Origin of the sequence: Sporosarcina luteola (genome assembly GCF_023715535.1) — a bacterium.
In the GTDB taxonomy this organism is placed as follows: Bacteria; Bacillota; Bacilli; order Bacillales_A; family Planococcaceae; genus Sporosarcina; species Sporosarcina luteola_B.
The window spans coordinates 395681-406750 of record NZ_JAMBOI010000004.1; the positions used below are offsets into that span (position 1 = coordinate 395681).

Annotated in this window: 17 protein-coding genes; 15 read left to right on the plus strand and 2 right to left on the minus strand. The window is 35.6% G+C overall.

Features of this window, described 5'->3' with window-relative positions; all coding sequences use genetic code 11:
- Positions 1-85: 85 nt before the first annotated feature.
- Entirely contained in the window at positions 86-400 is a 315-nt protein-coding gene (locus M3191_RS11385; RefSeq protein WP_251700496.1) for a hypothetical protein, read from the minus strand.
- Between the two features lie 243 nt (positions 401-643).
- Between M3191_RS11385 and M3191_RS11390 the strand changes: the two genes are divergently transcribed.
- The 5 genes from M3191_RS11390 to M3191_RS11410 all read left to right on the plus strand — a co-directional run bounded on the left by M3191_RS11390 (position 644) and on the right by M3191_RS11410 (position 3849).
- Entirely contained in the window at positions 644-1171 is a 528-nt protein-coding gene (locus M3191_RS11390; RefSeq protein WP_251700497.1) for a sigma-70 family RNA polymerase sigma factor, read from the plus strand.
- Positions 1161-2204, plus strand: a complete 1044-nt coding sequence (locus M3191_RS11395; protein ID WP_251700498.1) for an LCP family protein — start codon at positions 1161-1163, stop codon at positions 2202-2204. The genes M3191_RS11390 and M3191_RS11395 overlap by 11 nt, the downstream gene beginning before the upstream one ends.
- 162 nt (positions 2205-2366) lie before the next feature.
- Positions 2367-2726 carry a hypothetical protein gene (locus M3191_RS11400; protein WP_251700499.1) on the plus strand — a complete coding sequence of 120 codons (360 nt, stop codon included), beginning with the start codon at positions 2367-2369 and terminating at the stop codon, positions 2724-2726.
- A gap of 173 nt (positions 2727-2899) precedes the next feature.
- The gene (locus M3191_RS11405) at positions 2900-3328 is read left to right on the plus strand and encodes a hypothetical protein (protein WP_251700500.1); all 429 of its coding nucleotides are present in this window, start codon (positions 2900-2902) and stop codon (positions 3326-3328) included.
- Between the two features lie 143 nt (positions 3329-3471).
- Positions 3472-3849, plus strand: a complete 378-nt coding sequence (locus M3191_RS11410; RefSeq protein ID WP_251700501.1) for a hypothetical protein — start codon at positions 3472-3474, stop codon at positions 3847-3849.
- A 26-nt stretch (positions 3850-3875) separates the two neighbouring features.
- On the opposite strand, the gene M3191_RS11415 is transcribed toward M3191_RS11410, so the two are convergent.
- Entirely contained in the window at positions 3876-4778 is a 903-nt protein-coding gene (locus M3191_RS11415) for a DMT family transporter (protein WP_251700502.1), read from the minus strand.
- Between the two features lie 164 nt (positions 4779-4942).
- Between M3191_RS11415 and M3191_RS11420 the strand changes: the two genes are divergently transcribed.
- The 10 genes from M3191_RS11420 to M3191_RS11465 all read left to right on the plus strand — a co-directional run bounded on the left by M3191_RS11420 (position 4943) and on the right by M3191_RS11465 (position 10645).
- A complete protein-coding gene (locus M3191_RS11420) occupies positions 4943-5452 on the plus strand; it encodes a lysozyme inhibitor LprI family protein (protein WP_251700503.1) in 510 nt (169 codons plus the stop codon).
- A 34-nt stretch (positions 5453-5486) separates the two neighbouring features.
- Positions 5487-5702: a hypothetical protein gene (locus tag M3191_RS11425; RefSeq protein WP_251700504.1), complete on the plus strand. Its 216-nt coding sequence runs from the start codon at positions 5487-5489 to the stop codon at positions 5700-5702.
- Positions 5703-5798: 96 nt separating this feature from the next.
- Positions 5799-6185, plus strand: coding sequence for a DUF3888 domain-containing protein (locus M3191_RS11430; RefSeq protein WP_251700505.1), 387 nt, complete (start codon positions 5799-5801; stop codon positions 6183-6185).
- Between the two features lie 120 nt (positions 6186-6305).
- Positions 6306-6764 (plus strand): hypothetical protein, encoded by a 459-nt coding sequence (locus M3191_RS11435; RefSeq protein ID WP_251700506.1) that lies wholly within the window; start codon positions 6306-6308, stop codon positions 6762-6764.
- Between the two features lie 45 nt (positions 6765-6809).
- A complete protein-coding gene (locus tag M3191_RS11440; RefSeq protein ID WP_251700507.1) occupies positions 6810-7208 on the plus strand; it encodes an ABC transporter permease in 399 nt (132 codons plus the stop codon).
- A gap of 10 nt (positions 7209-7218) precedes the next feature.
- Positions 7219-7788: a hypothetical protein gene (locus tag M3191_RS11445; protein WP_251700508.1), complete on the plus strand. Its 570-nt coding sequence runs from the start codon at positions 7219-7221 to the stop codon at positions 7786-7788.
- Between the two features lie 46 nt (positions 7789-7834).
- Positions 7835-8008 (plus strand): DUF6366 family protein, encoded by a 174-nt coding sequence (locus M3191_RS11450; RefSeq protein WP_251700509.1) that lies wholly within the window; start codon positions 7835-7837, stop codon positions 8006-8008.
- A 322-nt stretch (positions 8009-8330) separates the two neighbouring features.
- Positions 8331-8831 (plus strand): sigma-70 family RNA polymerase sigma factor, encoded by a 501-nt coding sequence (locus M3191_RS11455; RefSeq protein ID WP_251700510.1) that lies wholly within the window; start codon positions 8331-8333, stop codon positions 8829-8831.
- Positions 8828-10084 carry a DUF4179 domain-containing protein gene (locus M3191_RS11460; RefSeq protein ID WP_251700511.1) on the plus strand — a complete coding sequence of 419 codons (1257 nt, stop codon included), beginning with the start codon at positions 8828-8830 and terminating at the stop codon, positions 10082-10084. Before M3191_RS11455 ends, M3191_RS11460 begins: the two co-directional genes overlap by 4 nt.
- Positions 10085-10333: 249 nt before the next feature.
- Positions 10334-10645, plus strand: coding sequence for a hypothetical protein (locus M3191_RS11465; RefSeq protein ID WP_251700512.1), 312 nt, complete (start codon positions 10334-10336; stop codon positions 10643-10645).
- The last annotated feature ends 425 nt before the right edge of the window (positions 10646-11070 follow it).

The following is an 11070-nucleotide window of genomic DNA, read 5'->3' on the forward strand; positions in this document are numbered from 1 at the left end:
AAGTTACAACAAAAAAACGCTCAGTTGAGCGTTTTTTTATTGCTAATTATATAGCCCGTTAGATGGACGGTTCGCTTCCACTCCATCAGTAAGCCAACTCTACTTTTACATCCATTTCAATTTCACTCATAGCAAAGAAGTTGGTCAGTCTTCTTGTAATGGATTCAACTAATGCCTCCGCCATTTCATCGGGAATCGGATTTTGATAAATCATCGTGAATCCGATAAAACAATCCTCGATCGGGTTAAAGGCCGTCCCTCCTTCGCCTTCCCCTTTGCTGACGACTTCCACGAAACCCGCGAGGACGATTGTGTTCAAAATACCCGTGTGTAGAATGTTTTTCTCCCGTTCACTTAACCCTGAACGGTCTTCAATCTTAATGTGAATGCCTTGTTTCAATTCCCCAACTCCCTTTTAATTAACTCTTCACAAGTTTACAATAGCTTGTAGGAGAAGTACATATTATTTCCAATTTTGTATATGCAGTATTATTTAATACTCTGACGCTCATCATGCAGCAGTTTAGCGAAGTAAGGAGATTACCAACAATAAAAGTAAATGATTCTAAAAATTTGAACCTATTATGAATCGATAATCGTCTAATAGCAGAATTCGAAGTTGTTGGAAAGGGGGGATCGTAGATTGGACAAAGCAGAAATAGATTACCTATTAGAAAAAGTAATGATTGAATATGGAAATGAGTTAGTGCGATTGGCATTTTCCTATGTGAAAGAGACAGAGATTGCTAAGGATTTAGTTCAAAATGCATTTATTAAATGCTATAAGAATCTTGATTCGTTTCGAAATGACGCACACATTAAAACGTGGCTCTATCGTATAACCATTAATGAGTGTAAAGATTACTTGAAAAGCTGGAATTATAAAATGGTTCAAGTGAAAAGTTTTATAAATGAAACGGCAAGGTCCATATCACCATCAGTGGAGAAAACTGTTCTGGACAAACATAAAAGCGAAGAAATGAGACAAACCATTTTCGCTATACCTATAGTGTATCGGGAAGTGGTTTACCTATACTACTATGAGTCATTGAAGATAGAGGAAATTGGAAAGGTGTTGGATATTCCGGTTAATACAGTGAAAACTCGACTAAGAAGAGCAAAAAAAAGATTACAGCCGATGATAAAGGAGGCAGAACTTAATGAAAGATAAACGAGTAAGAGATAAGTTTTATAATACTTCCGATCAAGAATTAAAATTCACGAAAGAAGATCGTAATGAAGTGTTTGAGCAAATCCATAAGCTTGAGAAGAACAATGCAAATAAGAAGTCTCTAGTTTTTCATTCGAAAAGAATTGCCCCAGTTACAGCGTCTTTATTCGTGATAGGCTTATGTCTGTTTTTGTTTATTCCATCGAATTTTTTTGGAAACATTAATAAAGCACACATCAGTAGCGATTTCAATAAAGCATCTAATAGCAGTGATACAAGTGGTGGGTCGGTAGTTGAGGAGGCTGAATATTTAACTACTTTAATCACGGTGAAGTCCAAAGAGATGGAAAATCGAATATATCTTAATCTATTACTTACTTATAATAAAGATAAAAAGATAATGAAAGTTGTCTCGCTCCCTCATGGTACGTATGCACCAGTAGCGGAAAAAGATGACGGAACTACTTTGTACGATAACTTATTATTCGCTTATCGTTTTGGTGGTGCTGAAAATGTAAGAACAACCGTTTCAAAACTACTAGAATTTCCAATTGATTATTATGCTGTAATCGATTTAGAAACCATTTCAGCGTTAGTTGATTCCGCGAATGGTCTAGATTATGACTTGCAAGAAGATATTCGAATAAGAGGGATAACACAAGTTGCATTTGACTTCGAAAAAGGAACGAATCGTTTTACTGGAGAAGAAGTTGTGGCATTAATGATGGCTGCAACGGAGGGAATCAGCTTAGATGAAGTAGACTTATTAAATCTAATGGATGACGTTATGAACATAACAGAAAATGAAATTCCACAAACAAAATTAAAAGAACTGTTTAATCAAATAGAAGCCAATACATCACTTGAAAATTTGTTAGATCTTATAGAAATTAATTCTATAGAAGCATTATCTATAAGTGATGGAATGATAGCAGATGCAATAATAGTAAGTAGTACTGAAGGTAAACATTTTTATAGGTTTGAAAAAGACTTTCTGAATTCTGTTTTAGAAAAGTTAACTACATTTAACTAAGAGGAGTTTTCTACCTGAGCTGAAAGGGGCTTTAGCTTGAAAATCGTTGAGCTGCTTAAAAAGCTCTTTGTCTTCTTTAACTAACGAAGCAGTTTAGTTTAATAACCATAAGTGAAAATTTAATTAGAAATTAACTACTTATTATGGAAAGGGGGAATTTTTGTGAGATTAAAATACTTTTACTTTTCTTTAATAGCTATTGCTTTTTTATCGGGTTGCTCCAACGATTCATCAGCTAATATTAACAATTCATCAGCAGAATGGGCTTTTAAATTTGTCGTTTGGGATGGTTATATTTATCGATTAAGTGATGAATATGTAGATGATGTAGATGAAGAAATCGGTGAAGTAACAAAGTATTCGGTTATGGAGGGAACGTACTCTGGGAACTTCTCGAATGTGTATAAAAAAGGTACAAAATATTACACTATGCAAGGAATAAGCACAGAAGAAGCAATTGCTATTGAAGAAGAAGGTAAGTATAGAAAAGCGATTAGGGATGAAAAATATGGAGAAAAATAACTTTTATTTTTTACTAACGGGTGCTTTACTTGAAGATCGGAGCTGTTTAAACGGCTCTTTTCTCTTGTTCAAATAATGCATGTAAGTTGAAGAAGCGGTACGATTAAATTTGTGCGAAAAATGAAACTTTTAAGATGAATCGTACGTATCCATGTAAAGGGGAGGTGGGTAGTATGTATCGATTTTTTTTCATTCTTATGTTTCTACTGATTTTAACAGTAGGCTGTCAGCAAAATAATAGTAGCTCATCAAACACTCCAAAAGAGGCCTTGGAACAGATTCATATAGACGAAGGCTATGCAGAGGTAGTGGATATATATGAAACAATTGAAATTGGCGATGATAGAGTTATTAGCGTCTATAAAGGGATAATAAATAATAGTGAGGAAATTTATGTGGCAAACATTGAACAAGTAGATGGTAGATGGTTAGTAACAGATGCCCAAAATATCGGTATGCCTTCAGATGATAGACTTAACCAAAGTTCAGTTACTGAAAAATTCAAAGCGGGTTTCGTAGATAAAAATTCATTTTCGAACGATGAAATTATAACAATTGATTTGAGTAATAGTAACTTTAAGGTTTGGATAGAAGTATTTTAATAATAATACTTGAAGATCGCAGTTGCTTAGACGGCTCTTCTCCTTGTGATTAACGTTCATGTTTATTGAGAGTGTTTCCTAACTTGCGTTTGATTGTCCTAGAGGGATAATGAGAAATTTGTTTTTAAACAGGGGGCCATTATGTGAAACGGGTTGGAATTCTCTTGGGCGTATTAGTAGTTGTTGTTGCAGTCTTTATATTTGTAAATAAATCATACTATCCTTCTCTACCGATAGATAATCTATCCGCAAAAGAAGCCATTGAGAAGCTTAGAAATTCCGATGAAACAATAGTAGAAATCGCAACGGACGATGATTACACTTGGTATATTACAAAGAGTCAAAGTGAAGTCGATGAAAATGTTATACGAATGATCGGTGCGAACGGCTGGGAATTTTCAGAGAAAGATGGTGCAGGTTTGTTCTTTGAAAAAGAGGTTGAAAGATTAATTGTAACTACTCAGATGTGGACTGGAAATTATGTTCTTATTCAGGTGCAAAATAAATTTAATGAACGTTAAAGGATAAACAGTGTGGAGCGAAGGCTTCACACTGTTTTGTTACGCGTTTTTCTTAATCTTACCGGAAGCTTCATTGAATTATTCTCACTGACAAACGTTGAGCCTAAGAGCAATGCACCACCAAGTAGTTGAACAAATGTCGTTTGTTCTTGCAAAATCAAAATCGAAATTAGTAATGACGTGATTGGATCTGCATAGCTGAGTGCAGCGATGCTTTGTCCTTTTAACTTTTGCATACCTGAGAAGAATAACAAGAATCCAATCCCGGTATGTCCAATCCCTAAGATCAAAATGAATGGAATGGACGCACTTGACACCTCCATAATTCCGAAGCCTTCCGTGAAGAACACATACGGCACTAGAAGGATCGTCGCGGTTCCGAGTTGAAGTACGGTCGTCGCTAACCCATCCATGTTCTTGATGAATTTGTTCAGGAGCATTAAGGAAGCGTAGAAGACAGCTGCCAGTAATCCGAAACCAATCCCGATTAAATCATCCAATCCGGATGTACTTACACGGCCGTTCCCCACAATGAAGAGCATCCCTAGCATGGCGACACCGATGCAGATGATTTTCTTAGCAGATAGTTTTTCCTTCAGTATAAGTGGTGAGAGCATGAGGACAATCACCGGTGCGAAATAGTAGCTCAATGTTGCGTTGGAAAGGGTTGTACGCTTGATAGCTTCAAAGAAGAAAATCCAATTTCCACCTAGAGCAATACTCGAAAGTACGATGATTACAGCATTTACTTTAACGAGTACCCATGAAATCTTCTTCTTCATGATGAACATGACTGTCGCTAAAAATAGACTGCCGATGAGCCCGCGTACTAACGCTATTTCACTCGATGATAAATCAATGTATCTTACAAATACACCAATTGTACCGAAGATGATCATTGATAGTAAGAATTGAATTTTAGATGACATCGTCTGCTCCTTCGAATCTGCTACTCTGCAGAGTCTAAATCTATGATAATTCAACCTATTCATTACTGCACTCATTATACAAGATACTTCTAGAACTGTCCGCATCATTTAAAGAGAATATTAGGTAATGGATTGGTATAATTTTCTATAGGGAGTTGAAGCTGATGTATAATCGAAGGATTTTATTAGTACTGTTTACGGTAGCAGTTGGTGCAATGGCTGCTTGTGGAAACACAAACCATAGCATAGTCATTGAACCGGAAAGCGAGTCGGCGATTGAAGAAACTTCAGCCAGTACGAGTGACGATGAATTTACTGAAAGCCAAAGAATTGAATACCTTCAGAAATTAAATGCCACTAAAAAAGAGCTGGAACAAGTAGAACCGACCGATTCATCTACATATGCTTTAAAAGCAGTGGAAAACGATCGATGGGAAACTTGGGATAACATTTTGAATGAAATTTATGGAATGCTAAAAGAGCAACTGTCGCCTAAAGAGATGGATCAATTACGAGAAGAACAACGGAATTGGTTAACGTACAGAGATGAAAGTGCATTGGAAGCATCACTACAATATAAGGGCGGTACGCAGGAACACTTAGAATACGTAGCTGTACTCGCAAATCTGACGGAAGAAAGATGCTATGAGTTGGTTGAGAATTATATGAAGTGATTTGCACAATCCTTAAAAGAATGGGGGAAGGAACATGATGTTTTGGGAGTTTTGGGGGGCCGTTTTGTTATTTATTTTCAGTATTTTACTTTTGTACGTAATAATTTATGTAGCTGTTAAAGAAGCCATTGATAGGTCAGTAGTCGGTCAGTTCATAAAAACAAAATACGGGATTGGGGTTAAGGAAGAAGTTCCTGTCGTTAGTGACGAGGAAATTGAAAAGGAATTGGAAAAGGAATTCAATAAATAACATAGAGTCGATGTAACGGGATCGGTCTAACGTAGCCGGATAGTTTAGTGAGCAATGGGAAAGCTACTCGGTAAGAAAACAGCGGGTGGTGATTCCATGAGAAGACCTTCTATTTTATTAGTAAGTATTACATTATTGTTTTTAATAACAACTAAAGTCTATTCGCAAGATGAACTTACAAGAGAGAAACTGTTGGAGGAAACTTTGCTGGTTAGGTTTGATCCAACCATTTTAGAGATTACTGATAAGTTATTTATGTGTGAGCGAATTATTGATATAAAAAGGGTTGATGGAGATCGCAAGCACGAAATAACAATAGAAGTCGTAACCTTTGAACAGGCACATTCGCCCCCGTACGACTTATTTCGAATAACACTAATCGATACGCCAAGTGAGATAAATGTTATAAACGTGAAACGCGCAAGAAATTTATCAACTGAACAACTAAACAAACATTGCGGATTCAAAGAAGGCGATATGTAGTGTATAAATCTTTTACGATCGGTTCTAATTAGAGTCGATCGTTTTTTGACTTTATAAATGTTTGAAAAATCCGAACAATTGTAATATAATGGTGAAAAATGTATATTTTCTTCTGGGAGGATGGTTATAATTGAAACAGTAATGAAAACTGGAAATGGTAACAAAAAAGAGCGTTGGATAGTAATCATTACACTGTTAGCCTTACTATCAATTTTTTTACTCACTCACTTTTTATCTATATACCCAGGCGGATACTCTATTGAAAAACAGAGTGGCGAGGTGTTAATTGGAAAAGGCGCAGACATTAAACGTGTCGTATTAACTAACAGTGAGCTGCTGAATGAGTTGAAAATAGCTTCATTAGAAAGTCAAATAGCACACATTAAAAATCTTTGGTATTTAGGTTTATTATTTACAGCAACGTGTTTAATAGGAATAGTCAATTTCAAAAGATTAAAGTTAAAGAAAGCTGCTATTATAACAGCCTCATTATATGTTGTTTTAGCTCTATTGATTATCCTCTCATATGCAAGCTCAATATCATCAATAGAGGATTCAATTAATCATCTATTCAACTAAAAAGAGTTACCTTTTGATTGCTAGGGAGCGAGGAGGGGGGAACTAATGTTAGGGGAAGATTTTTATGAGCAGGTACAAAAGAAACGAACGAACTTTTTGATCATAAGTATTATAGCAATCGTTTTTAATGCAGGTATCACATTTACTTTTGTCATTCCTGCATTAAAAGGATTTAAGTTGTTCTCCTTACTTATTGCACTATTCCTGTACTTTATAGTTGCGAATATATTTGTAGGTTTATTTAGTGATCGACTATTACTAATATTTGTAAGCAGTTTACTGCTTAGTGCACTGGGAATGGGATGGCGTTTATTACTTGAATGGGGAGAGTTTAGCTTAGTTGAACATACGAATCCAATTGTGCTCATCGGTTATCCTTGTATTGTCGCAGTTATCATTTCCTTTATGTATTATTTCTCCACTAAATTTAAGTTAAGTAGTTAATAGCTAAAGAATGTTAAAAGGTCGTGGTGTTTTGCGTAGAAATTCAAAAAATATTTTCAGTATCTTCTTTATATTAGTTGCTTCTTATTTTATTACCATTGCATTAAAAGACGATGTTAAAGAAATCGAGAAAGCATTCTCTTCGATGAACCAGCCTTTAACAACAATTGCTCATATTAAGGTGTTAGATAATAATAAGGCAATCGTATTTTATAAGACTCAATTTGCTAATATAGAGTACTTTGGAAATGCGAGGTTAAAGAAAAATATATTTGGTTGGAAATTAGTAAGTAGTAGTAGTGGTCAATCCCCTAATGATTCTAAATTAGGTTGGCACTTTTCTAATTTGGAATTTGATTTCCCTAAGTATACAGATTTGTTGAGTGGAGAAATATTAGATTCTGAAATAACAGATGTCGTCATTGTAACAAAAAATAATAAAGAATATCACGCTGAAATCATCGAATATAACAGCGGTGAAAGGTTTTGGTACCTAGTAACGGATGGCGAAGATTTACTTGGTTCTACTGTTTCTGGGCTTACGTCTGATGGAAAAGTAGTAGAACAGATAACTATGTGAGCATTGAGAGAACTGTTACTAACAACGTGAAAAACGGGAGGGTAGAATGTCCGAGGAAGAAAGAGAAGAGTTAAAATCTAAAGAACAGCGAAAAAACCCTGGTGGTGCTTTGAACAATGCGTGGGCTCAGGCCCACACAGGAGCACCCAGCAGCAGTAGATGTTTAGGCATTTTAATTATTGTGGTAATCATTTTACTTGTAGAAGCGTGCTCAAATTAATCTTAAGATTGTTGAGCTGCTTGAGGTCCCATTCTTATCTAACGGAGGTTAGTTGAATATTCGATTTCCGAAATAATCATCTATAATAATGAAGAGAAATGAACCAAAAACAACGTAATCAAATAATTAAATGCTTTAGTGAAAATTCGGCAGTTCTTTCCACTGAAGCTTTTTTGTTTGAAATAATAGCACACTTTATCGCTAAATAAGTAAATGGAGTAGACTCAATTAACCAAAAAACACAAAAATATAACAGCTTTCTAAATAATTTTGAACGAAATGAATAAACGCTGCGTCTAATGAAGGAAGGGGGGCGAGAAGGATGGAAATTGAAATCGTGCAGCGTGCTATTCGTGGGGATCATCAAGCGATACTTTCACTTATTGAAATGGATGAAGAGATTTTATATCGCATGGCTTTTACATATATGAAAAATGAACACGACACGTTAGACGTAATGCAGGAGCTTATTTACAAGGCACTAAAAAAAATGCATACCATTAAACAGCAAGAATATGCCAGAACATGGCTCGTCCGAGTTTTAATCAATTGTTGTAAAGACCATTTAAGAAAACGACAACCAACCGTTCCTATTGAGGAACATCACTTATCTGGATGGGTCATCTATTCTGATTTGGAGCGACTACTGGAACATTTATCTTTGTCGGAGCAGCAACTCGTCTATATGAAATATTTTCAGCAACTAAAAAACAAAGAAATTGCTGAGCTAAATCAAATACCTGAGGGTACTGTAAAGTCTAAGCTTCACCACATATTAAAGAAGCTTAGAAATTCCGCTGGAGAAAAGGAGGACTGGCTATGAGTAAACTACCGATTGACGTTCCAAAGGAGAAACTTCAACAAATTCGAATGGATACATTTCGTAAAGTTCAGCGAGAAAAAAGAACAAAGAAGCGCATTGTTCCAGTTGCAATAGTTGCTTTGTTTTGCTTAACTATTCTATTTTCAGTTCATGTTTCTCCTACTATTGCTAGTTATGTTGCAAAAATACCTGGCTTTCATGCACTTGTAACAGCGGTTAGAATCGATGCTGGGATAAAAGATATTGTGGACAATGAATACTATGAAGAGATCAATGTAACGGAGTCTAAAAATGGCCTATCATTAACATTGCAAGGCGTGATTGCAGATCATTCGGGCTTTGTACTCTTTTATGACGCCGATGCTTTATTTGATATGTCAAAATTAGAGTTGAATGACGTTCAATTGTTCCACGGAGACGATGAAATACCAGGCCCAAGTTTTACCAGGATTGCAGATAATCAAGAATACATTTCTTCTTTAGTAGAATATAGCTTTTCAGAGCCAATCGTTTATACTTCGAAGGATTTTATGGCCGTTTTTCATTTTGAGGATGTAGATAAGGGGAATATTGAAATAACGATACCGTTTACACTACAAAACGAAATAGCTCAGGAAAAAGTTATTGCTGCGAATCGTACTGTAGATATCGATGGTCAGAAATTTACAATAACACAAATTCGCCGTTCTCCATTAAAAACGGCCATAGATATTGAAATAGAAGAAGCGAATACAATGCAAATATTAGCTTTTGATGATATTACAGTCATGACGGATAGTGGAGAGCGAAGAGTTAGTATCCAACATCGCGGTGCAACACAGGGAGATATTCGCGACGGCAAAATTACGCTCTATGTGCAAAGTAATTATTTTCATAATTCGGATTCGCTCACGATTAATATTGGTGCTGTTAATGCTGTTCCAAAGGGCGAGGATTTTATAGAAGTTGATTTTGGCACAAAAAAAGTACTCACGAAACCCGATTATTTCGATTGGGACATTTCCGTAACGTCGCATGATGTATCAGTTGCTGTAAAGAAGGGGGATAATCAAGGTAAACTTTTATGGCTACATGATGCTGTAAAAGAAGATGGTACGCCGTTAGAATATACAGGTAGCACGTTTTCACGAGGTGAGCAGTACGTAATTGAGACGACGCAATTTCAAGATTATGATGGTAAAGCAAAGATATATCTCAACTATTACTTCAATCCTATTGGAAAAAATATCGAACTGAATATTCCATTGCAATAAAGTACAGAAGGAATGAAGTGAAACCTAAGTCAGTAATTGTCGATAGTTTTTAGAGGAGAAAGATCTTTATGTGAAAAAGTGTACTTAAACTAAGGGGGGCTTTACTTCAAGATGGAGTAAAGCCTTTTCTAATTGAACTAACGGAGCAGTTAAGTTGAAGAGCGTCCCCGATTGTGAAACCGTTTGATTTGTCATTCGTATGTTAGATAGGACTATTCGGAAAACAATATTTCGCTAGGGGGTTACGATATGGCAGCTGAGATCTTCTTAACAGTAATTTTTATGATTCCACTTTATGCATTCTTAATTTGGGCATATAGCAGTCCAGAAGATATTCTTTTATTAGGAAAAAGGTGTAAGTATCAGGAGGAACCTGAACTCTCTCCAAATGTTGTTCGCTATATTAAATCTGCTTCAGTTTTTACAATGATTTTATCCCCTATCGTTCTTTTAGCCTTGCTCTTTAAACCTGATTTTTTCGGTATTGCTTTAATGGTTTTTATCTTCGGTATAGCGATTATGGGTGTGTTTATAATACTTACAGCCGATCGTAAATCTTAATTAAAACTTGTTGCTTAATGTCATGGACCATATTCTTATTAAACGAACGGTGTGCTTAAGATTGTTAAGCTGCTTGAGGAATAATTTCTTATTGAACTAACGTGGCAGTTTGGAGGTGTTGTGGTATGTGGATTGCAGAGCTAATAACTACGGTAGTGGAAGTAATCGCAGGTATTTATGAATCAAAGAGAAAGAGGATAGATAAACGTTTTAGAGAGGGGGAGAGAAAAAGGAGTGTCTAATACGGATAATAGATTTAATATACAGTTCGATTATATTGTGAAGAAATGTACATAAGCTAAACCAGCTAATAGTTTGTCAACAATTTTCAATGAAACATGAAATACTTCTTGTTATACTTAAAAAAGGGTATATCAAATAACCTTCCTCAATAGAGTTGGAAGGCATTGGTTTATTTAGTTATT

Excerpts from the sequence above, each read along its gene's own strand:
- M3191_RS11395 (WP_251700498.1), top strand. The coding sequence starts at position 1,161 with ATGAAAGATAAACGAGTAAGAGATAAGTTTTATAATACTTCCGATCAA.
- M3191_RS11405 (WP_251700500.1), top strand. The coding sequence starts at position 2,900 with ATGTATCGATTTTTTTTCATTCTTATGTTTCTACTGATTTTAACAGTA.
- M3191_RS11415 (WP_251700502.1), bottom strand. The coding sequence starts at position 4,778 with ATGTCATCTAAAATTCAATTCTTACTATCAATGATCATCTTCGGTACA.
- M3191_RS11420 (WP_251700503.1), top strand. The coding sequence starts at position 4,943 with ATGTATAATCGAAGGATTTTATTAGTACTGTTTACGGTAGCAGTTGGT.
- M3191_RS11425 (WP_251700504.1), top strand. The coding sequence starts at position 5,487 with ATGATGTTTTGGGAGTTTTGGGGGGCCGTTTTGTTATTTATTTTCAGT.
- M3191_RS11430 (WP_251700505.1), top strand. The coding sequence starts at position 5,799 with ATGAGAAGACCTTCTATTTTATTAGTAAGTATTACATTATTGTTTTTA.
- M3191_RS11435 (WP_251700506.1), top strand. The coding sequence starts at position 6,306 with ATGGTTATAATTGAAACAGTAATGAAAACTGGAAATGGTAACAAAAAA.
- M3191_RS11440 (WP_251700507.1), top strand. The coding sequence starts at position 6,810 with ATGTTAGGGGAAGATTTTTATGAGCAGGTACAAAAGAAACGAACGAAC.
- M3191_RS11445 (WP_251700508.1), top strand. The coding sequence starts at position 7,219 with ATGTTAAAAGGTCGTGGTGTTTTGCGTAGAAATTCAAAAAATATTTTC.
- M3191_RS11450 (WP_251700509.1), top strand. The coding sequence starts at position 7,835 with ATGTCCGAGGAAGAAAGAGAAGAGTTAAAATCTAAAGAACAGCGAAAA.
- M3191_RS11455 (WP_251700510.1), top strand. The coding sequence starts at position 8,331 with ATGGAAATTGAAATCGTGCAGCGTGCTATTCGTGGGGATCATCAAGCG.
- M3191_RS11460 (WP_251700511.1), top strand. The coding sequence starts at position 8,828 with ATGAGTAAACTACCGATTGACGTTCCAAAGGAGAAACTTCAACAAATT.
- M3191_RS11465 (WP_251700512.1), top strand. The coding sequence starts at position 10,334 with ATGGCAGCTGAGATCTTCTTAACAGTAATTTTTATGATTCCACTTTAT.